Source organism: Candidatus Tisiphia endosymbiont of Thecophora atra, assembly GCF_964026395.1.
Taxonomy (GTDB): domain Bacteria; phylum Pseudomonadota; class Alphaproteobacteria; order Rickettsiales; family Rickettsiaceae; genus Tisiphia.
Map to the genome: position 1 here is coordinate 1759192 of NZ_OZ032145.1, position 25247 is coordinate 1784438.

General features: G+C 34.8%; 15 protein-coding genes and 2 pseudogenes. 6 read left to right on the top strand and 11 right to left on the bottom strand.

The genetic code is table 11. From position 1 onward, the window contains the following. Positions 1 to 198: 198 nt before the first annotated feature. The gene (locus AAGD45_RS08275) at positions 199 to 735 is read left to right on the top strand and encodes a hypothetical protein (protein WP_341761406.1); all 537 of its coding nucleotides are present in this window, start codon (positions 199 to 201) and stop codon (positions 733 to 735) included. Positions 736 to 1169: 434 nt separating this feature from the next. On the opposite strand, the gene gltX is transcribed toward AAGD45_RS08275, so the two are convergent. The 9 genes and pseudogenes from gltX to AAGD45_RS08320 form a co-directional block, all read right to left on the bottom strand. Further along, the gene (gene gltX / locus AAGD45_RS08280) at positions 1170 to 2522 is read right to left on the bottom strand and encodes a glutamate--tRNA ligase (RefSeq protein WP_341761407.1); all 1353 of its coding nucleotides are present in this window, start codon (positions 2520 to 2522) and stop codon (positions 1170 to 1172) included. A 20-nt stretch (positions 2523 to 2542) separates the two neighbouring features. Then, the gene (gene topA / locus AAGD45_RS08285) at positions 2543 to 4954 is read right to left on the bottom strand and encodes a type I DNA topoisomerase (protein ID WP_341761408.1); all 2412 of its coding nucleotides are present in this window, start codon (positions 4952 to 4954) and stop codon (positions 2543 to 2545) included. A 2-nt stretch (positions 4955 to 4956) separates the two neighbouring features. After that, the gene (gene dprA, locus AAGD45_RS08290) at positions 4957 to 5877 is read right to left on the bottom strand and encodes a DNA-processing protein DprA (RefSeq protein ID WP_341761409.1); all 921 of its coding nucleotides are present in this window, start codon (positions 5875 to 5877) and stop codon (positions 4957 to 4959) included. 27 nt (positions 5878 to 5904) lie between these two features. Continuing rightward, positions 5905 to 6201 carry a DNA processing protein DprA gene (locus AAGD45_RS08295; protein WP_341761410.1) on the bottom strand — a complete coding sequence of 99 codons (297 nt, stop codon included), beginning with the start codon at positions 6199 to 6201 and terminating at the stop codon, positions 5905 to 5907. 188 nt (positions 6202 to 6389) lie between these two features. Then, a complete protein-coding gene (locus tag AAGD45_RS08300) occupies positions 6390 to 6992 on the bottom strand; it encodes a peroxiredoxin (protein ID WP_341761411.1) in 603 nt (200 codons plus the stop codon). Positions 6993 to 7570: 578 nt separating this feature from the next. Next, positions 7571 to 9847 (bottom strand): excinuclease ABC subunit UvrA, encoded by a 2277-nt coding sequence (locus tag AAGD45_RS08305; protein ID WP_341762250.1) that lies wholly within the window; start codon positions 9845 to 9847, stop codon positions 7571 to 7573. Between the two features lie 440 nt (positions 9848 to 10287). Next, positions 10288 to 10446 (bottom strand): annotated as a pseudogene (locus AAGD45_RS08310) (IS6 family transposase); the annotation flags it as partial. 219 nt (positions 10447 to 10665) lie between these two features. After that, positions 10666 to 10956 (bottom strand): annotated as a pseudogene (locus AAGD45_RS08315) (transposase); the annotation flags it as partial. 814 nt (positions 10957 to 11770) lie between these two features. Beyond that, on the bottom strand, positions 11771 to 16498 hold the full coding sequence (locus AAGD45_RS08320) for an autotransporter outer membrane beta-barrel domain-containing protein (RefSeq protein WP_341761412.1): 4728 nt from the start codon (positions 16496 to 16498) through the stop codon (positions 11771 to 11773). A 1252-nt stretch (positions 16499 to 17750) separates the two neighbouring features. Between AAGD45_RS08320 and AAGD45_RS08325 the strand changes: the two genes are divergently transcribed. Beyond that, positions 17751 to 18707: a transposase gene (locus AAGD45_RS08325; RefSeq protein ID WP_341760848.1), complete on the top strand. Its 957-nt coding sequence runs from the start codon at positions 17751 to 17753 to the stop codon at positions 18705 to 18707. 190 nt (positions 18708 to 18897) lie between these two features. Here AAGD45_RS08325 and AAGD45_RS08330 read toward each other — a convergent pair whose 3' ends face one another. After that, on the bottom strand, positions 18898 to 19458 hold the full coding sequence (locus tag AAGD45_RS08330) for a PD-(D/E)XK nuclease domain-containing protein (protein ID WP_341761413.1): 561 nt from the start codon (positions 19456 to 19458) through the stop codon (positions 18898 to 18900). A 14-nt stretch (positions 19459 to 19472) separates the two neighbouring features. After that, positions 19473 to 20063 carry an AAA family ATPase gene (locus AAGD45_RS08335; RefSeq protein ID WP_341761414.1) on the bottom strand — a complete coding sequence of 197 codons (591 nt, stop codon included), beginning with the start codon at positions 20061 to 20063 and terminating at the stop codon, positions 19473 to 19475. A 391-nt stretch (positions 20064 to 20454) separates the two neighbouring features. Between AAGD45_RS08335 and AAGD45_RS08340 the strand changes: the two genes are divergently transcribed. The 4 genes from AAGD45_RS08340 to AAGD45_RS08355 all read left to right on the top strand — a co-directional run bounded on the left by AAGD45_RS08340 (position 20455) and on the right by AAGD45_RS08355 (position 25233). After that, entirely contained in the window at positions 20455 to 21726 is a 1272-nt protein-coding gene (locus AAGD45_RS08340; protein ID WP_341761415.1) for an HlyC/CorC family transporter, read from the top strand. Then, positions 21716 to 23692, top strand: coding sequence for a heme lyase CcmF/NrfE family subunit (locus tag AAGD45_RS08345; protein WP_410521069.1), 1977 nt, complete (start codon positions 21716 to 21718; stop codon positions 23690 to 23692). The genes AAGD45_RS08340 and AAGD45_RS08345 overlap by 11 nt, the downstream gene beginning before the upstream one ends. Further along, positions 23689 to 24216: a histidine phosphatase family protein gene (locus AAGD45_RS08350; protein WP_341761416.1), complete on the top strand. Its 528-nt coding sequence runs from the start codon at positions 23689 to 23691 to the stop codon at positions 24214 to 24216. The genes AAGD45_RS08345 and AAGD45_RS08350 overlap by 4 nt, the downstream gene beginning before the upstream one ends. 126 nt (positions 24217 to 24342) lie before the next feature. Continuing rightward, complete coding sequence (locus tag AAGD45_RS08355; RefSeq protein ID WP_341761417.1) at positions 24343 to 25233, top strand: HEPN domain-containing protein; 891 nt, start codon at positions 24343 to 24345, stop codon at positions 25231 to 25233. The last annotated feature ends 14 nt before the right edge of the window (positions 25234 to 25247 follow it).

Sequence of the window (25247 nt, forward strand, 5' to 3'; positions counted from 1 at the left end):
ATGCTACGTATTATGTAAAAACATAAACAAACTATTAGAACAGTTTGTTAGAAGACATCGGTTTAATAGCCTATTGTGTCCCGATAGCGAACATTCTTTCTGTAGATTTAACGTAAGTAAGCGGGTTAACATGCAATTTACAGAAAAAATGTTACGCTATCAAACTATATAATTATTAACATTAACAAGGAGATAAATATGCAGCGATTTTCTTTTTTTATACCTTTTATATTGTGTACCACTTTATCTGCATTTGCTAGCAATCCAGCAATGGAAAAAATAAAAAACGATCCAGTGAATGTTAACAAATTAGATAATTCTTCTAGTCAAATAAAAAGTCAAAAATCTTCATTAGTTAAATCAGATATACAAGATGACCAATGCCATAGTATGGGCGATGCTGGTTGGTATTTTGCTCCTGGTGATACATGCAGTTTTAAGTGGAAGAATCGCATAAGTTATACAGGTCAAGTGTGGAAATGCACAAGCTTTGGAGATAATCACACCAATATAATTCTTGCTAACTTTGACATAACTTATGAGATTGGTACTAAACCCCCACAAATTACAGGAACAGGATGTAATGTAACTGAAGTATCTTCAGGTCATATTCAAGTTAGGAATTGTCAAGATATGACTTTCATAGCATGTGGCTCTAGTATGAACGCAACTATAACTAATAATACTAATGGAGTTATTATTGGAGTTTGTAAAGCTGATATCTGTCCGAACTAGTAGGTGTGAAGGTTTCTATCTAATGGTCTTATCGATCGTTATTTTCGTTCTAGAATCCGTAACACGCGAATTCGGGATAAGAATTTGTCAATTCTTATCCCAAATTCGGTAAAATTATAGATTACTTCGTCGACCTACGGTCTCCTTGCTAATAGACGTTTTATAGACGTATATGTCTATTAGCGAGCGAACGTACGTGAGCGTGGCAATCCATTTTGCTAAAAACATGATTTTAAAAGATTAAAATCATGTTTTTAGCTTTAGAAAGGTTTAAAATGCATTCGCGTTAGCCGCTTTAAGAATGCATCTTTCCTTATATTAAAGCCAATTCTAGAAATGAAAATTTATGTTAAGTTATTATTTTCTTATTGACTTCCATTACGGATGCTGGGGTTAATAGCCTTTCAGGCTATTTTTTTAGATCAACACAAAAATCAACTTAATCTTTTTATAATTTCCTCTCTGCGAAGTAAGGGTAATATTACTGACATTTCCGGTCCGGATGCCATTCCCGTTATGCTAAGCCTTAGAGGTAAGAATACATCCTTGCCCTTTTTACCAGTAACGGTCATAATTTTTTTAGTCCATATGCTCCAGCTGTCAAGGGTTATTGGTTCGTCTGGTAACAATATAGCTGCCTGTTTTAAAAAATCTTTATCTAATCCTTCAACTTTAGATGGTGAGTAACAAATATTCCACCAATCTTTTATTTCATATAATTTTTGTAAATTAGCTCTCACTGCCAACCAAAACTGTTCAGTTACTTGCTCAGCCTTAATCTCTCTTAAGCGATCTTTTACTTCATCAAAACTAAGGCTAATTAGTAATTTATGATTCAGACGTTCTAATTCTTCCGGCAAATAAGTTGTTGGACTTTTAGAAAAATTATTAATGTCAAACTCTTTTATTAGCTGATCTAAATTTTTAAACGATACAATACTTGATGACGAACCAATTAAACTAAAAAAACTATTAATTGCCATTGGTTCTAATCCAATTTCATCCCTTAGAGCAGCGATCTCAAATCCTCCTATTCTTTTAGATATTTTTTCATCTCGGCTAATAACTAGACCGAGATGAGCAAAATTAGGTATACTCTTTTGATTTGAGTATAGTTCTCCCTGTAGGGCTTCAAACATTTGTAGCTGAATCGCCGTATTAGTTACATGATCTTCGCCCCTAATAATATGGGTAATCGAATAATCAATATCATCAATAACTGAACAAAGCATATAAGTCATACTATTATCTTCTCTGATAACTATCGGATCACCAAGATTCTTCCCATCATATTTAACTTCACCCTTAATCATATCTTGCCATATAATTGGAGTATGTGATACCAAGAATCGATAATGCGGCTTTTTTCCTTGATTAATATAATCATTTATTTGTTGTTGAGTTAAATTCAAAGCTGCCCGATCATAGATGGGGGGGAGTCCTCTTGATAATTGTAATTTACGTTTTAGTTCCAGCTCTTCTTGAGTCTCAAAACAAGGATATAATCTATTTTTTTGCAATAATAATGTCTTTACAGCCTCATATTTAGCAAGTCTATTAGATTGGCAAAACGTTTGATCCCAGTTAAGTCCTAGAAATTTCAAATCCTGTTCAATAGCATTTTTATATTGCTGTTTGCTACGCTCAAAATCAGTATCATCAAACCTTAAAATGAATATGCCATTATGCTTTCTAGCATATAACCAATTTATCAGAGCTGTTCTACTATTACCTATATGTAGCATACCTGTTGGTGATGGTGCAAATCTTGTGATAACCCTTCCCATAATTTTATCTTAACCGCTTATTATACTTTTTTCTTTTTTGTTGTTTTTTTTGCTGTAGCATTCTTTTTAGAAGTTTTTTTTGCAACTATCACCTGTTTGCCATTATCTTTCTCTTGTTTATTCTTTAACTTATTGTTACTAGTTTCAATTATTTCTACAGCTATCTCTGTTGTTATGGTAAAAGGATCGTATCTTTTTGGTATTGAAATAAACCTATCAAGATATTTAAGATACGGACCATATCTACCTATACCAAGTATAATCTCTTGTTGAGATTCAGGATGCAAACATAATTTAACCGGTAACTCAAGCAACCTCATAGCTAAAGCAAGAGTAACATCACTTTGTGCAATAGAAGGTGGCAATGATGCACGCTTTGGCTTTTCACCCTTGGCAACTTGCTCACTAATCTGTACATATAAACCATAGGGGCCTTTCTTTAGAAAAACATCAAAACCATCCTTATTTACTCCTAATAGTTTGTTCTCTTCCATAGTAGCAACATCATCACTATTTTTAGAGGTAATTTGTTTTTTGAAAGTACATTCTGGGTAATTACTGCAAGCTAAGAATGCTCCAAACTTACCAAGCTTTAGACCTAATTGACCTGTAGAGCAGGATGGGCAAATTCTTGAATTGTTACTTTCTGATTTTTCTCCAAATAAGTGATAATCTAAGGCTTCTTCAACATAAGTAATTATATCAGATATTTTCTTTCCACTAACTACTTCTACATTATTATTAAACCCATCCCAGAATTTTTTTAGTAAAGACTTCCATTCTATTTTACCTTCTGCTACCTCATCTAAATCATTTTCAAGATCAGCTGTGAAATCATATTCCACATATTTCTTAAAAAAACCTGTCAAAAATGTTGTAACTAAACGTCCTAATTCCTCTGGAAAGAATCGTTTTTTCTCAACAACTACATATTTTCTATCTTGCAACACTGATATAATCGAAGCATAAGTAGACGGGCGACCAATACCAAGCTCTTCAAGCCTCTTTACTAAACTAGCTTCAGAATATCTTGGTGGCGGATCAGTGAAATGTTGTGCTGGATTCACTGAATCTGTAATTAATTTCTCTCCTTCTTTTAGAGCTGGTAGAAGCCTATTTTCTTCTTCTGTTTCATCATCTAGACCTTCTCGATAAATTTTATAAAAACCATCAAACGCAATAATTGAGCCATTTGCTCTGCATGTAAATTCTTTATTTTCCGTATCAAGCTGAGCTACTACCAAATCAATAATAACATTTTCCATTTGGCAAGCTACCGTCCTCTTCCAAATTAGGTCATAAAGCTTGTAATAATCTTTGTCTAATTTATCCTTTAACTTTTCTGGTAGCAGGGTAATATCAGTTGGTCTAATCGCTTCATGAGCTTCTTGGGCATTTTTAGCTTTAGATTTATAAACTCGCTGGCTAGCTGGCAGATATTTATCCCCAAAATTCTTATCTATCAACTGGCGTATTTGTTCAACAGCTTCACTAGCAAGAGTTGTCCCGTCCGTTCTCATATAAGTGATCAAACCTATAGTTTCATTACCTATATCCATACCTTCGTAAAGTTTTTGGGCAATTTGCATAGTCTTCTTAGCAGTAAACCCTAATTTTCTTGCAGCTTCTTGCTGCAGCGAAGAGGTAATAAAAGGCGGTTGCGGTTGACGTTTTTGCTGTTTTTTTTCTATAGAGGCAACATGAAAATTCTTTAATTTTATTTTCTCGACTAGATCATTGGCAGCCAGTTCATTAGTAATTGAGAATTTCTCTAATTTTTTACCATTAACATGAGTTAATCTCGCTAAAAACAGTTCATTATTACTATTAAGAACATTAAGACTAATATCCCAATATTCTTGCGATTTAAAACGTTCAATTTCATCTTCTCGCTCGCAAATAAGTCTCAGTGCTACAGACTGCACTCTTCCGGCTGATTTACATCCTGGCAATTTACGCCATAATATCGGCGATAAAGTAAATCCTACCAAATAGTCTAATGCCCTCCTTGCTTGTTGAGCATTAACCAAATCAATATCAATCTTTCTTGGGTTTTCAATTGCATGTAAAATAGCTTTTTTTGTAACTTCATCAAATGCTACTCTTTTAAAGAAATCACTAGATTTAACCAAGTTTTTTTCTTTTATTATTTCTGCAACATGCCAAGCAATTGATTCTCCTTCTCGGTCTCGATCTGTTGCTAGATAAACCATTTCAGCTTTGGCAGCATCTTTAGTTATTGCTTCAACATATTTTTCTGCTTTATCTGATATAATATATTTCATAGCAAAATCTTCATCTGGCAGAACTGAACCATTTTTAGATGGTAAATCTCTAATATGTCCAAACGAAGCAATAACTTTAAAACCATTATCTAGATATTTATTTATCGTTTTCGCCTTTGCTGGCGATTCTACTATTACTAATTTCATATTTATTTATAAATTAAAGATATCTTGTTGCCAGGATATCTAGTTATTTTTCCAGCCAGTTCTAGCTCCAGTATTATCATATATATAACCTGCAAAGGTAGCTGCGTTTGATGCAAACAATCAAAATCTATAGGAGTTGAAGATAAAAGCTCCTTAACTTTCATACGCATATCGTTGGTAATTGGATTAGCATATTTTATATCTAACGCTTTAAACTGGTTACTCTCAGCTGAATCATTTGCTACATCCTTAGATTTGCTGACAACCTTAGAAAAATGTGGTAGATTAGTTACTATATCTTGGGTAGATTCCACCATGTATGCTCCTTCCTTGATAAGTTTATTAGTACCCTGACACCTAGAATCTAGCGGAAATCCCGGCACTGCAAATACTTCTCTATTCTGTTCTAAAGCAAACCTTGCTGTTATTAATGATCCAGATTTTAGGCTTGCCTCAATTACTACCGTTCCAAGAGATATACCAGAAATCAATCGATTACGCTGTGGGAAATGTTGTCCAAGAGGTTTTGAACCTATTGGTAATTCAGCAATTATTAATCCCTCTTGCTGAATTTGTTCGAATAATTTAACATTTTCTATGGGGTAAACATGATCAATTCCTCCAGCTATAACTCCTATTGTTTTAGAAATATTAACTTGATGCACTGCCGTATCAATACCTCTTGCAAGTCCAGAAGCCATTATATAATCTGCGTCTGTCAATTCCTTAGCGATTTTAGCTGCAAAAGCACGACCATTTACTGAAGCATTTCTTGCTCCAACAATTGCTAAACATCTTTCGTGTGATAATAACCCGATATTGCCCTTATAACTTAGTATCGGCGGACAATCAAAAATCTCTAACAATAATCTTGAATATTCTAGAGACTTATAGGTAATAATTTTGGCGTTATTCTTTTCCAAAAGCTCAAGTTCTTTACTTGCCTCACTTTATGAAAATACCTTTACTGGTTTAGAGCGTCCACCTCGCAGCGAAAATTCTTGGATGTTTTCAATAGCAGCACTACTACTACCAAATAGTTTTATTAAACTCCAAAAAGTCCTTGGACCAACATTTTCACTCCTAATTAGTCTTAGAATATCAATTGTTTCTTTTGTATAAGATACTCGGTTAGTATCCAAAAATAGCTCCTTAAGCATCAAATCTCTTTCTTTGGCTTTAAGATTACTTTGACATAAATTATCCCTTGGATGATATTTGCAGTATATAGCAAAATTTTTTCCCACTAAGTAAAAAAATAAAAAAACAATTAATTTCTAACTAGAGAAGTTTAAAAATGACAACTGGTCGTGGAAACCTGCGTAAACCTATGTGTGTCAACTTAAGAAATCTCGATGTCATCTCTAGCTACGGTATATTGGTGTTAGTAGCTAGCAATGACATCCTACTGATCCGGCAAAACCTACGCTATATACTATAATTTTTCTGCATTAGAAGCTAAGTAATCTGCCACTCCTTTATGTGATGGGGTAATACCTTCATCACCTTTATGCCACCCAGCTGGACATACTTCACCATGCTTTGCATTATAGTCTAGAGCATCTATCAGTCTTATTACTTCATCAACATTTCTACCAATTGGCAAATCATTAACTGACAAATGGCGTACTATAAATGCTTCATCAATAACAAAAGTACCACGTAGTGATATTCCATCATCATGAAGTACATTATAACTATGGGAGGCACTTTTTTTAAGATCTGACACCATAGGAATTTGGATATTGCCAACACCACCTTTATTGTAAGGAGTATTCTTCCAAGCCAAATGAGAAAAATGCGAGTCAACGCTTATTGCTATTAACTTTGTATTTCTCTCAGTAAATTCTCCTAATCTATTATTAAAGGCTATAATTTCTGATGGACAAACAAAAGTAAAATCTAGGGGATAAAAAAACAATACAACTTTATGACCTGTAGCATAATTTTTAAGATTAAATTCAGATTCTATACTATTATCAGGCATAATAGCTTTAGCTGTAAAATCCGGTGCAGCTTTTCCAACGAATACTTGCATTTTAAATTCCTTCAGTTTCAAGTGATTAAAAATATTTCTTATGATAACCTCAAATATCGATGTAACAAATTAATACTAGACTCTGTATCAACCCTAACAGGGATGACACCCACAACTGTCGAAAGTTAAAAAACCGTCATTGCGAAATGCTGTTGTAAGGCTTAAACCGTCATTGCGAGAAGCCGCTGCAAGCGGCGACGTGGCAATCTTGTGAAGGAGGTCTTGACTATCATGAAGATTGCCACAGTGCCTAACGGCACTTCGCAATGACGATTTTTTAACTTTCAACAGTTATGGGATAACACCCTAGGCTATTAAACCGATGTCTTACATCGAACTCAAGTTATGATACACAAAATAATAATGTATTACAATACCAAATCTTAAATGAATTAGCAGAGTAATTTAAAAATTGCAATCAATAGTTGAGTGTATGCCATAATCGGAAATGGTACGAGAACTATAAGTCATGTAATAAATAATCACTCACCTTACGCATAACTCCCATGGCAATTTAAAAGTCATAGGAAAAACAGCCTAGCGTCATTACGAGAAGCCACTTTGTGGCGATGAAGCAATTATAAGTTGGAATCCAAATGAGTTTTCAAGCACTGTCCTGTTATTGATGATTTGCTCTCACACACTTCTTGTACCGTACCTCTAGCAATAACTGTACCACCTGCAGTCCCACCTCCTAGACCAAAATCAATTATAGTATCAGCTCTACACATGACATCAAGATTATGCTCAATGACTACTACAGTATGACCCTTAGATACCAGCTCCCTTAAGATATTAAGCAGTAGTCCTACCTCCTCACAATGTAACCCTGTTGTAGGTTCATCCAATAAAAACAAAGTCTTTTGCTTACTAGCTTTCGATAATTCGGAGGCAAGTTTAATTCTTTGTGCTTCACCACCAGATAACGTTGAAGTGGATTGACCTAACTTTAAGTGTTCCAAACCAACCCGCTGCATTAACTTCAGAACTTCAAGAATTTTCTTCTGCTTATCAAAGACAGGGATCGCATCACTTACTGTCAGGTCTAGGATTTCAGCGATATTATATTCCGCAAACTTCACTGCAAGCAGATCATCATTAAACCGCATACCAGCACAAGAGGGGCAATCCATTTCCACTCCAAGCATGAAAGACATATCAATCTGTACTACACCAGCTCCATTACAGTTCTCACAACGCTCATCTGATGCATTGAATGAAAATGCGTTGGCACCAAAGTCGCGTTTCTTTGATTCTGGCAAAGAAGCAAACAAATCCCTTATTGAATCAAAAAGATTTGTGTAGGTTGCTACATTGGAGCGAGATGATTTTGAGCCTATAGTAGATTGATTGACTGTCACTACTCGCTTAACATTTTCTAATCCCTCGACAGAAGTATGTTTCCCAGGTACTTCTTTCGCTTTATTAAAATGATTTCTCGTTACCTTATCTAAGATGCCAAATAAAAAGGTTGATTTTCCAGAACCGGATACACCCGTTAGCACAACCAATTGTTGTGTTGGTATAGAAACATCAATATTCTTAAGGTTGTTTTCACTCGCACCACGAATAGTAATTGCTTTCCCATCACCCTGAGCTGGAGGATTGAGTTTGATAGCTGCCTTCCTAGCTAAGTGCTTACCAGTAATAGATTTTTCGCAAGCCATAACTTCAGTAGGCGTGCCGGAAACCACAATTTCTCCACCTTGAGTTCCTCTTCCAGGCCCTACATCTATTATATAATCTGCACTCTTAATAACATCGGGATCGTGTTCAATGACCACTACAGTATTGTCATTTTCTTGTATCCTTCGCAGTGTTTTTAATAGCTTAGCTGTATCATGGGGATGTAAGCCAGTTGTTGGTTCGTCTAGAATATACAAAACACCAGTCAGCGAGCTACTACCAAGAGCATCAGCTAATCTAAGTCTTTGTGCCTCTCCTGCAGACAATGAGGGAAGTGTCCTATCTAAAGTAAGATAGTGCAAACCAACTTCGATTAAGTTTGATGCACGCTCTTGCAATCCGTTTGAAAAGGCGGTATATGCTTGCAATTCATCCTTCGGAAGAGTCCTTTCCAGTGTTTCTAACCATTTAAGTAGTTCGCTTAGGCTGAGACCATTGACTTCTATAATAGTTTTACCACCCACGGTTACTTCCCTCCCGAGTTTTCCTAAGCAGGCATTGTTACAGGATGGACACGCACTTCTTACCATAAATTTTGTGACACTATCTAGTGCCTTACTAGGATTTTTCTTATACTGAGTCATTAAATGAGGAATGATGCCTTCAAATTTACCCTCACCAACTTTTTTAGGTGCTTTGAGTCCCTTATGGCTCTTAACAAAATCTGGGTATGTGATTCCGTACAGCAAAAAATTATGCAATTCCTCAGAGTAAGACTTTATGGGTATATCTTGGTCAAAAGGAAAATCATAATATTTGCTAGCAGCTTCAATTACCTTCGTATAATGAGTTGCAACACCTGACTCCCAATACCTAACCCCTCCGTTAATGATAGTTTTTTCTCCATCAAGTAAACCGGATATATCAACGTCGAGAGTTTCACCTATTCCTTTACATGACTCACAGATTCCAGAAACTGCATTAGGGGAAAAATGTGACATTTGCAGTATTTCTAATTGCTCATTACAATGAGGGCAACCAAAATAACTTTTTTTGCTTTTTTTAGTCGATGAAGAATCGGTATTTCTTTCTTCAGTTTCAACAGTTATCAGTTTATGCTTACCTTGTAATGGTTGCTTAACTTCAACATCGCAGCCGCTACACTGCTGATGGCCAATAGTAGCAAATAGATTTCTTAGGAGTGTTAAAATGCCTGTTTTTGTCCCCACCAACGAACGGGAATTAAAATCCGTTTTTCGCTGAGAAATGGTTATTGCCGGAGATAAGCCCAAGATGGTATCCACTCTTGGCTTTGGAATGTGATCAGTAACCAAGCCATATCCGCCCAAAAGCTGTCTAACACATTCGTTCGCTAAAACATCAACAGCAATGGAAGATTTACCTGAACCTGACAGGCCGGTGAACGCAACTAAGCGTGTTTTTAGTATTTCAAAGCAAACACCTTTCAAATTATGTGCATGTGCACCATGCACAATAATCCGACCGTGCTGTGGTGTAACAGGTAAATGACATTTACTCGAGGAACATACAAAATTGTGCATACATGAACTCCTATCATTTTGTTTAGAAGGTGGCATTTTATCAGGTTCTGTCGCATTTATAAATCATGGTCTAGCAAAAATCGTAAAACCTCGGATTTGGGACATTATTATGCCATGAGTATAACAAAATTTTCAAAAGTAGAAAAATTATTATTAGCTCCAGTAATTTGTCTTTTTTGAATCATACGAATATTTTCTATACCAGTGATAGTAATCGCAGCAGAACGAAAACTTTTAAAACCAAGTTTCTTGATAAAGCGGTGGTCAAAGCATTCTTTCGTAAAGTATTTAAATATAATGGTCGTCCTGATAAAGTAGTACAGTATCTAACATTATGGGTTGGCTTTAATCAACTCCTTTCTACTATCAATACTTCATTATTGCCTGTTTTAGCTCTTAATTAGCATTTGAGAAAGAAAGGAATGAAGGCAGTTATCAGACCTCCAAACCATTCATTATCAGTTAAATTAGAGCTTGTCCGCAAACTAAGTAATAGAAGTAAATATCCTACGAAGAAGTAATCGACTCATAGCCAAAAAAATTATATTTTCACTAGAATCAGTAAGAAAATCATATTCCTTGGAGAGCCTTCTATTTCTATTTATCCAAGCAAAGCTTCTCTCAACAACCCATCGCCTTGGCTGTACTTTAAACCCAACTTCTCTTGTTGACAATAGTTCTGATGGTGTACTTTTTGGTATCCAAAATCTGCACGCTGGTCGTTTAACAATTTCTAAATCTATGTTATACTTTTCCTTAATGAGACCCTTTAAATCTACTTAAAGTTTTTTTACTAATGTCCACACTAATATAAGTTGTTGCCATATAGAGCCTCATGATTTATATTAATAATAGGATATGCTACAGCAAGGTTTAAAAACCTTATGACATCCGTTCGTAGTCTTTATCCAAACAGGATGGGTCTTTGCTCAGGTACGAAGTCTTTAAAATTCAAAGCTTCAATTCGAGATACAGTTTACCCATCCTACCACCATATATAACTGATCATGTTATATTTATCATGGCTTTTTTATTGTATGAGTTCGATATGAGACATGGATTTAACATTCTCGATGTTTCGGCACAACTGTTGAAAGTTAAAAAATCATCTAAGCACCGTTAGGCACTGTGGCAATCTTCATGATAGTCAAGACCTCCTTCACAAGATTGCCACGTCGCCGCTTGCAGCGACTCCTCGCAATGACGGTTTAAGCCTTACAACAACACTTCGCTAATAGACAATTTTTTAACTTTCAACAGTTGTGATACTCACTCCACCGCTCCTGCTATCCAATCCTCCTGGAATTGACTATATCTTAGTTTTTGCTTCTGCACTAAAATTTCTACTTTGTTTCTTTGTCATTCGTTTCCTAAGTATAATTTTTTATTCTATCTTATTACGAAACAAAACTACATGCTTTTTTATCTAAATTTTTTAGCCCATTATATAAGGAGAGAAAACAAATTCTGACGACAAACTTATCAGGAAGAATCAGTTCGTAGGCACTCTTATTAAACAAAAAGGGCTTTCTTTTTTAAAAGAAAACCCTTTTGTTTGAAGTAATAGATAAGTAAACTTAAAAGATTAGTTTAGAAGTTTACACGAACTTTTAAAGTACCTTGGTGACCAACATATTTACTAGCTAAATATGCATCGTAACCAGCTCCATACTCCATATTACCAGCTTTAGCAGTAACGCCTAAACCAAGGTTAAATAATGTTTTTGCCTCTTTGTCAGATCTAGTAGCAAATGAACTAGTCATACCATCTAATTTAGCACTAACTTTCCCTGAACTACCAAATAACTTTTGCGAAACAAAAGCATGTGCTTCAGGCATCACTGTAATACCACTAGTATCTACAGAAACTGCAAATCTAGTACCAAGCACAGCTTCAACTTTATTGTTAGTCTTCTTAGCAACGACCTTATTTGCGTTGTCTGTACCAGTTTCCTTATAACCTTCATCGCTAGATCCTGTATAACGAATTCCAGCCATCGGTATTAATGACATTGAGTCAGACATTTTAGCATTGTAACCAAATAATACTTGACCACCGTAAGACAGAGAATCATAACTAGCTTTAGCAATTTGCTGACCACTAGCATTACGAGAAGTAGGAACTTTTCTAGGATCGCTATTCTTAATTTTATTTGAACCAAGAGAAACCAAACCTTGTACAAAGAAATTTTTATCAAGTTGTTGTGATCCATAAATAGAGAGCATCACAGTATTAATGTTTGTTTTTTCTCCAATTTTATAATCTTTGTATTTCATATCAGTTCTAACAATACTAACAGCAGCACCGATCATTAGATTTTCGTTTGCTAAAGCATCGAAACCAAGGATTCCACCAACAGATTTCGTTTTATAGCCAACAACACTACCTTCACCCTTCTGAACAGCTTGATTATAGTATGGCATAGCCCATGCCCCCATTGATTCACCAGCTACATCATCAGAGCCACTAGCTACAGGTTTTTGTTGATCATCAACTTGGGCAAGTCTTGCTCCCACTAAACTAGCAATCCCAGCATTAGTATGATCGACAGCTTCAGTTACTAGTGCATTCTCAGCATTTACACGTTGTTGTATTGCTTTACCACGTTCTTTTTGGTCTTTTAACAGACCAATATCAGTCATATCAGCTAATGCCTCACGACCAAGCAAAGCAGCATTTTCTTGATCTTTATCATCACCACCAGCAGCTTTCATATCAGCTGGAGCTATAGTTGCAGCATTATTTGAACGCAACAAGTAAACATCTTTATCCTCTTTAGTATAAACAGTCCACTTTGCATATGCTTGATCTGTTTTTACTCCTGTTAGAGGACCAAATCGTACATCATTACCTAGAATTAGATTTTTACCATTGCTAATCAACTTGTACTCTTGATCCGCCCCTAATTTACCTTCATCCTTAAGGATTATAGCCTCAACTGGTACACTAGCAGCCACATTTATATGAGTATTAACTTCTATAGAACCAAGTTTTCCATCTGCAGTTAAGGTAGTTGCAATAGAAGTTCCAGGATTCCATGTAGAATTTACGTCATTTTGGTTATCTTGGAAGATTAACTTACCAGAGTTCAGATTAATATTGTCATGAATATGTGAAGTACCACTAATTATGTTGTTATCACCAGTAATTACGATCTTTTCAGTACCGAAGTTAACTATGTCTGCATACATAGCAGCATTATTCAAGGTTACTTCTTTATTGCCATTAAATGTTATAGTCTTAAAACGATCATTCTCTGTACCAAGCTTAGTACCAATAATAGTAGCCTTATTTGTGAAGTTAATATTATTACCTACTCCCTTACTGGTTACAGCAGCTGTCAAAATAACACCATCTTTAAACTCAGCTACAGAACCACCATCAGCACTACCAACTTGTAGTCCACCAGCTACTGTTCCACCAGCTGTGTACTTCAATTTGTCATTAATAATAGCATTATTGACATAAGTATCACCAAAGTTTTCGGTATTTACTTCAAAAGTTACATCTTTTAAGTTGTGTCCGCTAGAACCTAAGCCATAAACCTGATTAGAACCAGCCTTAAAGTTAACAGCACCTTGATTATCAGTTTTAGTTGTTACACCAGCAAAGAAGCTTGGAGTATTAACATCTAAGGTATTATCTCCAGCAAATTGTAGATTAACCAAATGATCTTTATCAGTACCAATATGGTCAGGTTTATTAATAGTGTGATCAATAGCTGATAATACAACTGTAGGTCTAGCGTCTTTAGAACTCAAAGTACTATCAACATTTATATCTTTAAGTTTCATATTTGAAGCTAAAGTTAAGCTTGCAGCAGTTGCAAACTTAATATTGCTAAATTTCAGACCGTTATCACCTACTAATTCAACATCACCACCATGCAATTCTAAGGTAGATATAGCGTTAACAGCAGGAGCATTAGCATCTGCTGTAGTAGTGAATTTTACACCAGTACCAACACCAGCAGCATTAACAAATTTCAGTGTTCCATTACCAGCAACATTACCAACAACTGCTTTAGCGGTATAATTACCATCTACAACTAATGTAGATCCGGCACCTGCTAATTCTATATTTCCGCTGAAAAAGCCTTGACCCGATGTAATTGCCTTAACACCAGCATTTACTTTGAGACCTTTAAATTGCCTGTTTAATGTTCCTATGTCGCCTTTTAGAGCAGCATCCCCAGCAAAAATTAGATTACTTCCATTAGCTCCATCGGAAGCAGTTATACTATTAGCAGTAATATCATTACCTTTATGAAGAGTAAGAGTCTTATTGTCTTCTGTAAACTTGATTTCCTTTACTCTCCCATCCTTAGAGGTTGTTGTCTTATATAAGGCAACATTCTTACTAATTTCAAATGTAGCTTCCCCTGCATTTGTCAAAGCTCCAAAGGCATACCTAGCACCCTCAACATTCATCTTAACTGTTGACGCGTTACCACCAAAATCAATTTCAGCAATATTAACCCATTTATTGGGAGCTATGTTAAAGTTAGGTTTTTGTCCGTTCAGTGATAATTTATTTAGAGCCTTAGAATTATCAAGAGCAAGATCCCCACCAATAGTGCCAACAATATTTAAAGTACCATCTTTTTTCATTTCAGTTGCATCAATAGTACCACCACCATTAGCACTTATTGTAGATGTAATGGTTACATCAGCTGCATTATTAGTTAATTTCAATGTTCCACTATTAACATTATCAAAGATAGTCTTAGCATTAATCGTAGCACCACCAACTTTTACTGTTTTATCCTTAGGGATGATAATATTACCAACTGTTCCAGCACCAGCAGCACCAATGTTACCAGTAATTTCAGCATTACCCTCAAACGTTAAATTTGAAGCAGCAGCAGCATTAACATTAGCAGCAACTTCATTAATATTACCGATCAGTTTATAACCATCAATAAATGTAAAATGTGTATTAGCCGCCCCTCCTTGTAGTTCAGTGACAGCATGCTGTCCTGACAATTTCAGAGTACCAACAGCAGTATTGCGAATTGCAACTAATTTGTTTATTATATCAGCTTTTAATACACCCTCACCTTGAAAAATTATTGTTCCAACTTGAGCTGCAGCATTGTTTACGTCAGCATGAAAGTTTCCTTCAAGTGTTTTACCAGCTGCCACAGTAATTGTACTATTAGCTATATTATGGAAATCTGTTATACCAAGATTACTATTCTTGGATAGAACTACAGCTGAAGCTGCTATTATATTTGTAACACCCTTATCTCCTACATCAACTTCACCTTCTAAATTGATAGTCCCACCGCGTAATTCAAGATCTTTAGTATATATTCCTCCTGTAATTGTTGCAGCATTACCAGCATTAGCATCAACTATGAATTTCCTAGCTCTATGCCCCTTATCTATACCAACTACGGCACTACCTGCACCTCCCTGATGAGAAAGAGATGAATTTCTTCCATCATTATTGAAGTGAATTATACCATGTCCATCTTGAGTACCACCAAGAGAGCCATCTATAACTGTAAAGTTAACAGCAGCAGCATTCTTAGAAGTAAGTAACAATATACCATTACCCTGATTACCAAAGTCGATTCTATCACCTGCTCCTGGTTGTAAGTACAACGTATTAGGAACAGCACCACCAGCAGTTGCAGTAGAGTTGAATTCAACAGTGCTACCATCAGAGATGTTAATTGTGTGGGCTGTAGCAACTGATGCTTTGTTAAATGTTGTCTTAGCACCAGCATTGTTAATATTCAATGTTGCATTTGCACCGTTAGTAACTGTAAACTCACCAAACGCAATATCTACAGGAGCAAAAGCAAACCCATTAGCAACTGGACCAGTAGTAATATTAAGGATACCCCCCGCTTGAAAATCAACATCACCTAAGAAGCCATTACCAAGACCACCACCAATAGCAATACCAACATCAACTTTATTACCACCTAAAGTTAAACTGTGACCAGCTGTAACTAGAAAAGTAGCAGCATTACCACCATTTGTTATAGAGTTGATAGTTGTATCGGTAGTAACTGTACTAAGAGCTATATTCTGACCATTCAAATCAAGATGTGAAATAGTTTGACCATTAAGAAGGTTAAGATCAAGCGTATGACCACCAGTAATTGTTAGACTCGAACCTGAGACAAATGGTGCAGCTCCATTTAATCCGACACCTGTACGAAAGTTAGCATTACCTGCCGTCTGCCTCACAGCAGGAGCAGCACCAGCAAATGCCATATTACTTCCACCGATTATAACTGAAGCAATAGAAGCAGTCGCTAGCAAGTTTTTCAAAAAACTGCTTTTTTTACTTTTATTATTCATAATTTTTTCCTATTTAAGTTAATTCATTTTCTAAATACAGTTTCTTAGAGCAATTAGTTTCAAAAGTTATTTCTGCTCGATGTCATTCCCGTGCAGGTAGAGAAATCTAAAAAAAACAGCCTAGCAGACTATATTAAACTTTTCTAGCCCCATACTTTCGCAAGGGTAACCATCGAGTGCACAGGGATGACCCTACGCAATCATAATACCTTAAAACCTTTTTAGAAATATCTAAACACGCAGCTACTATATATGTAAAAATAATTAATTACAAGCTACTTGACTATTTTTTTTATAAATTTCTATCAACTGTGTTATATTTGAAACAGCTATAGAAATTTGTCATATCATGATAGTTTGACTTACTTGACTCCCAAACTTTCTTCCAAGCACCAAACAAACCGCTGTGCATTTGTGATATAGTCAATTGATGAGAATTTGGTGACGTCGTCTTCGATCGCTCGCCTATTATCTATAGGCTTCGCTCCATCGTTCCTAGCATCAAATCCTCCTGAATTGACTATAACATAAACAAACTGTTGTGGTGATCTATCAACCTTAAGGTATAGGCTAAAATAAATCCTTCTTTAAACCAGTTTGTTAGAAGACGCGAAGCGTTACTCTAAAAAATAGCTTCGCTGTTTATCTGGATCGCCACGGCATCTAACGAGCCTTGCTATGACGGCTGTGTTTAATTTGTTTATACATGCTCAATCATTACGCTCTTAAGTTGACACCTATGCGTCATTGCGAGGAGTCGCTGTAAGCGACGACGTGGCAATCTTGTGAAGAAGAGCTTACTTCATGAGATCGCCACGGCGTCTATCGACGCCTCGCGATGACGATTTTTTAACTTTCAACAGTTGTGCCTTCTACCCCAATTTGCACAACTGTCGAAAGTTCAACAAACGTCATTGCGAGGAGACCGTAGGTCGACGAAGCAATTGTAAGTTAAAAGTATGATATAATAGATATTGAAGTCAATTGTAAGTTAAAAGTATGATATAATAGATATTGAAGTCAATGTAAATAATGATTTATACTGACTTATAAGGGGGTATTACAGCGATAGTCATTAATAATATAAATGACTATCGCTGTGCAGGCGTGAGCGACCGTGAAGCAATTGGTTTTAAGACCGAATGGATATTGGTACTCTAGCCCAAATCCCCGAGACGTTTGAATAGTTGATTGGGATGCCTTTGCACGCCCGCTTACAATCGTAAACAACATTAAAAGTCTTCGAGGTATTATGCTATTATATAATAATTTTATCGGTCTTGATATAGGAAAATTCAATTTTGTTGTTGCTATTCATGGAAAAAAAGAAACTAAAGAATATAATAACAACTCTAATGGAATAGCTGATTTTATCAAGGATTACAAAAAAGAGATTAGTTCTGCATTGTGTGTTTTAGAAACTACTGGTGGATATGAAATGGAACTATTACTAACGCTTTGCAATCAGGGTTTTGCTGTACATAGAGCCAATACTCGTAAAGTTAAAAACTTTATTAGGTCTTTTGGTAATGCAGCTAAAACTGACAGTCTTGACGCTAAAGCTCTAGCACTTTATGGTTTTGAACGATCAGAAAGATTAGAGCTATTTAAAGTACAATCTAAGCAAGCTTTAAACTTGTATGAATTAGTAGGACGTAGGAACGATCTTAAACAAATGTTGATTGCAGAAAAAAATAGGTTTCAGTCCCCGAGAGCTGATTTAATCAAGTCTAGTTGTGTTAAAATGATCGAAGTACTAGAAGAACAAATTGCATCTATTACTAAAGAAATAGATGACTTAATAGCAAAAGATAAGCTCTTGCAAGCTAAGAAAGAGACTCTGCAAACTATTAGTGGTATAGGCGCAGTAGTATCTAATGAGCTTATAGCTTTGTTACCTGAACTTGGTACATTGAACCGCAAACAAATAGCATCATTAGTAGGTGTTGCACCAATATCTAATGATAGCGGTAGATATAGCGGATATAGACATACAGGTCATGGTCGAAATTTTGTTAGACCTATGTTGTTTGTAGCTGCTATGGCTGCTAGAAATTCTAACTCTGAACTGAAGGTATTTTATGAGAAATTGATCAATAGAGGAAAAAAGAAAATGGTGGCGATGGTAGCATTAATGCGTAAAATCATTGTGATTGCAAACGCTAAGTTACGTGATTTAACTAGCTCTGCACAAGCAATAAAAATTTAAACCAAATTTATTTAAATTTTTATTGCGAACATAGTTGATCCATATGACAAGCTTCATGGATTGCCGCGCTCACATACGTTCGCTCGCAATGACGTTTGTTGAACTTTCGACAGTTGTGGGGCGTAGTGGACAATTTCAGAACCACAACAAACACTAAATTACTTATTATTCAAGCACTAACGCTCTATTATTAAAGATTTGTTACTTGATATTGTAAATCCATATTTTTACCATAAAAAGCCATGCAGATTTTTAGTATTTGTTTAACATGTTGATGTTCTTTTATTTTAGTATCATATTTCCTATCAATAATTTGTTGTAGACCAGACCCTGCTATAGTCGTTAAATCTTCTGCATTTTTAGCTATCTTATACTCAATAATAATTGCCTTATCTCCTTTACCAGCTTTGGGGATCATGATTACATCAGGGCGTCCATCACCTGATTCTTGCTCACTTGATATTATATAGCTCGGTGCTAGCATATTAACAATCCCTAGCATAAAGCCACTATAAAATAATTCGACCTTTTTCTCTCCCACTTGATGAAAACTAGTGCTACTGTGCAGCAACTCCTGCATTTTTTGTTTAAACTCCTCTATTTTGCCAGCTATTAACAAGCTAATAAATGAGTAGTACCTAGAATTATCAATGTTTATTTGTTTGCTAACCCATTGGAGTACTCTTTTTTCGTAAATATATTTTACTTCATAATTAGGAATAGATAGTTCATAAATATCCCTTTCTGGCATCTTAGCATGTGGATTTAAATAGCCAAACTATTTTTGATATTGTCTAGAGTTACCTCGCCAAATAAATATTGGTTGAAATCAGCTATCTCACTTGTTTTCAGTTTGTTACTATCACTTAAATAGCTATGAGCCTGAAATAATTTCCGTAACTGGCTTTTTACACCTTGTTCAATATCGTAATAGTTTGAACCTTCTATGCTTTTAAAGGTGATGAATATAACGGGGAATTGACCTTGACGCTTCATAGCATTTGTTATACTAGCAATTTTTAATACTTTCAGTTCTTTAGTCTCACCAAAGCCTAAATCTATTTCTCCACCTGTAAATAATTTATAATTTACTCGCTCTTCTAGCGGTAAAGGATTCCCCCTATTATCTAGCTCCATTTCTAGAAAGCGTCTGACCATATCCATATTAATACTTTTCCCCCAACGCCTTGGTCGAGTAATTAGAGTCACTGCTCCATTATCCTCTAACAATTCTTTGATCATTAGGCTTTTGTCAACAAATACATCACTGTTTAATAATAATGTTTTAAAGTCATCAGTACCAACAAACATCTTTGGCTGATAATTACCATTATTCTTCGTTTTTTCATCGCGCATTGCTTTTACTGTTTTCTACTAACTATATAATACATTATACACCTTTTTTATTGTACACTAATAGATATTAGTAACATTTTTGCTAATCATACTATTTTTTATCAATATTAAGTCAAACCTTAACTTTTGTATTCTAGTCGAAATTAATTATATATGCCTCTTCTACACCTAACAAGTTAAAATGCACTTGCAGAACCGCTTCAAGAGTGCATTTTTCCTTATAACAAAGCCAGTTCGATATAAGAATTATTAATTCTTATATCGAGATTTAGGTTATTTACAGTTGCGACTTTTAAATTACCATGAGGCAAGAGCATACTAAAAAAGTATTAGGGGAATTGCACAGTTGCCAATATAATTAGATTTACGCTAATAATTTACACAAGGATCAATGACTATTTTTTTGACAATCATTATTGTTCTAATGATAGGATGTGCCGCACTGCTTTCAGCTACTGAAACAGCCATCACCGCGTCTTCTCCGGGGAAAATACAAAAATTTAAGGCAAAAGGTGCTAAACGTAACACTGTATTACAAGTTCTAAAGAATAAAGAAAAAGTAATTGGCACATTATTGATTGGTAATACTCTGCTTAATACTGTTTGCACTACCATTGCTACCAGTATATTTATCGACTGGCTAGGTGATGGCGGCACTGTCGCAGCTTCAGCAGTTATGGCTTTCGTGATAATTGTTTTCGGCGAAATAATACCTAAAGCTATTGCTGTAGCAAAAGCAGAACAGTTAGCATTATTCACTTCTCCAGCAATTATATTTTTCCTAAAGCTTTTGAAACCAATTAATTCTATTTTTGAAGTTATAGTTAAGCTGTTCTGTTTTATTTTCCGTATTAATCTACAACAAAATATCTCGGGAGCAGAAGAAGTCAGAGGAGTTATTGAACATTATCATCAAGAAGGTAATGTTTATAAATCTGACCGTGACATGTTAGGGGGTATATTAGATATTAGGAAAATGACAGTATCTGAAATTATGATACATAGAAGTAACATAGTAGCCATTAATGTAGATTTGCCTAAAGAGGAGATAGTGAAGCGAGCATTATTATCCAGCCCCCATACAAGAATACCATTATGGAAGGATACTCAGGACAATATAATTGGCGTACTGCACATGAGAGATCTACTCCGGGCTCTTTATGAAAAGAATAACGATGCAAAAAAAATTAATATCAAAGAATTAGTAAATCAGCCTTGGTTCATACCTGACAATGCCTTGGTAACTCATCAACTTCATGCTTTTAGGGAAAGAAAGAGCCATTTTGCCTGTGTTGTTGACGAATATGGTGATCTACAAGGTATTATTACTCTAGAAGATATTCTAGAAGAGATTGTTGGTCCTATTATCGATGAGCATGATTATCCTATTAACACAATTGTAAAAAAATCTGATGTGGAGTTTATTATTGATGGATCTGTAACCATAAGAGATGTAAATAGAGAATTAAATTGGAGTCTACCTGATGATGACGCAAATACCATAGCTGGCTTAATTATCCATAAACTTGAGCGTATTCCCAATCAAGGAGAATCTATCAAGATATTTAATTTAAGTATCACCATTAACAAAAAAATAGGTAACAGACTTGATAGCATAAAAGTCATTATTCTACCAAATAAAGAATCTGAAAGTGATAAGTAGTCTTGGCAATTATTTACAAATATCTGCAATCTTATTCAGCATACTAACAGTTGTTAGTTCTTTATATTTACATCGTTCTGCTACTTTTTTTTTCTACCTTAGTTTCCTGTCAACATTATTATCTTTCCTACTATTAGTATATGGATTTATCATATCAGATTTTTCTGTGCAGAATGTCTTTCTGAATTCTAGTACATTAAAACCTCTTGGATTTAAAATTGCTGCTAGCTGGGCAAGCCATGAAGGCTCTATACTGCTGTGGCTATGTTTGTTGCAGATTATAGGTTTTATTTACATCGCTCTATTCAATAGCCGTCCAAATCAAGTATATCACATAATTATACTAGCACTAATACAAATATTATTTGGTAGTTTTATTTATTTTACCTCTAACCCATTTGACAGCCTATCATTCCGTCCCGCCCAAGGTCTTGGTTTAAACCCTATGCTGCAAGATATTGCACTAATAATACATCCACCTATATTATATTTAGGTTACGTCTGTTACGTTGTACCTTTCACATCTGCTTGCGTAATCCTACTTACGTCTAGTTTAGACTTTGTTAATCTCAGAGCAATTAAAATATTTACCAATTTAGGAATGCTATTTTCAACCTTAGGAATAGCCTTAGGATCATGGTGGGCTTATAGAGAACTTGGCTGGGGAGGGTTTTGGTTTTTTGATCCAGTAGAGAATATTTCCCTGTTCCCATGGCTATCTGCTATTGCTCTACATCATTCAGTCTTGGTAACGATAAAATCTGGACAAATGAAGAATTGGACTATAACCTTATCAATCATCACTTTCTTACTTGTAGTATTTGGTACGTTTTTGGTACGTTCAAGCGTAATCACCTCAATTCACTCTTTTGCATCATCACCTAAGCGAGCAATCTACATGCTAGCAATATTTGCTATCCTCGCTACATCAAATTTAGTTTTACTCATTCTAAAAGGTCAAAATATCGGTATCCTTCTTCCGACAAAATTAGACAAACCTAGACTTATTATTTGGGGTAGTAGCTTTTTCTTAATAGCCTTAGTAGTATTACTATGTGCCACCATTTACCCCATAGTTTATTATTTATTATACCAAGAATCTATTACCATTAGCGAAAGATTTTTTATCAATAATTTTATAATCTTTATTATTCCAACGCTTTTACTAGCTGGTATTGCTCAAACAAATAATATAAGAACAAAAAACCTACTAGACTTCTTGCATAAATCAAAAAAACTTTCGGGATTTTTAGGAAAAACGAAGCCAAACACCGCAGCACACATAGACGATTGTTACGGAGCAAGGCAAGTTTCGAGCGAACAAGAATCACCAACTAGATTGATTTATCCAAGAAGTCTACTTATCCTAGCTTTTTCTTTAGTAATAACTTTTACTAGCTCGTATCAAATGCAGTATGGTTTTATTTCAGCATGTACCATGACATTTTCTCTTTTTCTAATAATACAAAATTGTTATTATATATTAGCAAAAAGCAATTTCTTTAGAACAAAACTAAAAGCCAATATTGCTATGATCTTAGGACATCTAGGTTTTGGATTGCTTGTTTTTACTATTACTGTTAATTCATTATTACAGAGCGAAGTAGATTTTATAGGAAAAGTTGGAGACAAGGTAGTATCAGGAAATTTTGAAGTTACGCTCAGAGATATTAGAATATCCTCAGCTCAAAATTATTATCGTCAAATTGCTGAATTTTGGATTCAGGATAAACAGAATAATATCACTATATTAAAGCCTGAAAATAGATTATATATAATAGAAAAGCAACTATCGCAAGAAAGTAATATATATTCTTATTTAACTTATGATCTTTACGCGGTTTTGAGTAAAATTGATGATGATGTAATTCACGCAAAAATATATTACAAACCAATGATGAGTTTTATTTGGATATCTATTATGCTTATGGCTGGAGGATTCTTAATTGGATTATTGAAAAAATGACAGTTTTCTTCTTAATAAGGCATGGTGAAACCGATTGGGCATTAAATGAAAAGTATAAACTAAAAGGTGCAAGTAGAGATTTGCCTTGTTTGACAGAAAATGGCACAAGAGAAGCTAACGAAGTATCTAAAGACCATAGATTAAAAAAAGCAGAAATAATTTTATCTTCTCCTTATACTAGAGCACTTCAAACTGCTGCAATTATATCAAAAAATATTAACCTAGATATTATTGTTGAATTTGATTTAAGAGAATGGCAACCAGATTTAAATTTTATGATAAAAAATCAATACGAATTAAAAAGTACAATTGAGGATTATGAAAAAAATAATGGGGTATATCCAGCTGGTATTAGTAAAAGATGGGAATCAAAAGAGTTATTAAGTAATAGAGCAAATAACGTATTAAGAAGGTACTTAGATTATAAATATGTAATAGTTGTAACTCATAAACAAGTAATAAAAACTTGGATAAACACTATCAAAATAGATCACTGCTTTATTAATGAGTTAAATATGGTTTAAGTTAATAAAAGAAGTGTTGCTAACTTTCATAGCAACTTTGAGAAAATAAATCAATTTATGGTTCAATTATTATTGACTATTTAATATATTTAGTATATGATTGATTTGGAATAAAAAAGCAGTTTTATGAAAACTACCTTACCTGACCGTTCACTAGTGATTAAAGAAAAGCTAGATAATATTGTTAAAGAAATCCTATATGTAGGCAAATCAAAAATAGCGATGATTATCTTATTTGGCTCTTATGCTAGAGGAGATTGGGTAGAGGATATAGAGAAGGTAGGGGATATTAGTTATTATAAGTATCAAAGTGATTTTGATCTTTTGTTGATTTTAAAGAACGGAGAATATGCTGGCTATCCAGCTATAAACCTACAACATAAGATAGAGAACAGGCTAAGTAAAAAATTCTCATTAGATGAAAAACCACCAATTACTCTGATACTTGAACCTATTAGGTTGGTAAATAGGCAACTGGAAAAAGGTCAGTATTTCTTTAGTGATATCAAGAAAGAGGGAATTCTTTTATATGATAGTAGTGAATTTATACTGTCTGAAGCTAAGGAACTATCATGGCAGGAACGCAGACCAATAGCTGAGAAAGATTTTAAATATTGGTTTAGGAAAGGTATAGAATGCATAATTGACGTCCATAATATCTTACAAAGAAATAATTTTAATAAGTGTGCTTTTGAACTCCATCAAGCTACAGAGAGCTTTTATAATGCTATCCTGTTAGTTTTTACTGGTTACAAGACCAAGTCACATGATATACTAGGACTTGGCGATAGAGCTAGAAGTCATCATTACGATCTCTATAAGATATTTCCACATGAGACTCCTGAGCAAGAAGAGTGCTTTACGTTACTGCGAAATGCTTATGTTGATGCAAGATATGATCAAGATTATACAATTAGTAAAGAACAATTACTTTACCTTATTAACCGGGTAGAGGAATTAAAGATAGTGACTGAAAAGATATGTCTAGAAAGGATTAATAAAGAAGAATTAATGTGATTATTTTTCCTGAG

Excerpts from the sequence above, each read along its gene's own strand:
- gltX (WP_341761407.1), bottom strand. The coding sequence starts at position 2,522 with ATGGGAAGGGTTATCACAAGATTTGCACCATCACCAACAGGTATGCTA.
- AAGD45_RS08335 (WP_341761414.1), bottom strand. The coding sequence starts at position 20,063 with ATGCGCGATGAAAAAACGAAGAATAATGGTAATTATCAGCCAAAGATG.
- AAGD45_RS08320 (WP_341761412.1), bottom strand. The coding sequence starts at position 16,498 with ATGAATAATAAAAGTAAAAAAAGCAGTTTTTTGAAAAACTTGCTAGCG.
- AAGD45_RS08300 (WP_341761411.1), bottom strand. The coding sequence starts at position 6,992 with ATGCAAGTATTCGTTGGAAAAGCTGCACCGGATTTTACAGCTAAAGCT.
- AAGD45_RS08350 (WP_341761416.1), top strand. The coding sequence starts at position 23,689 with ATGACAGTTTTCTTCTTAATAAGGCATGGTGAAACCGATTGGGCATTA.
- topA (WP_341761408.1), bottom strand. The coding sequence starts at position 4,954 with ATGAAATTAGTAATAGTAGAATCGCCAGCAAAGGCGAAAACGATAAAT.
- AAGD45_RS08330 (WP_341761413.1), bottom strand. The coding sequence starts at position 19,458 with ATGCCAGAAAGGGATATTTATGAACTATCTATTCCTAATTATGAAGTA.
- AAGD45_RS08325 (WP_341760848.1), top strand. The coding sequence starts at position 17,751 with ATGCTATTATATAATAATTTTATCGGTCTTGATATAGGAAAATTCAAT.
- AAGD45_RS08355 (WP_341761417.1), top strand. The coding sequence starts at position 24,343 with ATGAAAACTACCTTACCTGACCGTTCACTAGTGATTAAAGAAAAGCTA.
- AAGD45_RS08275 (WP_341761406.1), top strand. The coding sequence starts at position 199 with ATGCAGCGATTTTCTTTTTTTATACCTTTTATATTGTGTACCACTTTA.
- AAGD45_RS08340 (WP_341761415.1), top strand. The coding sequence starts at position 20,455 with ATGACTATTTTTTTGACAATCATTATTGTTCTAATGATAGGATGTGCC.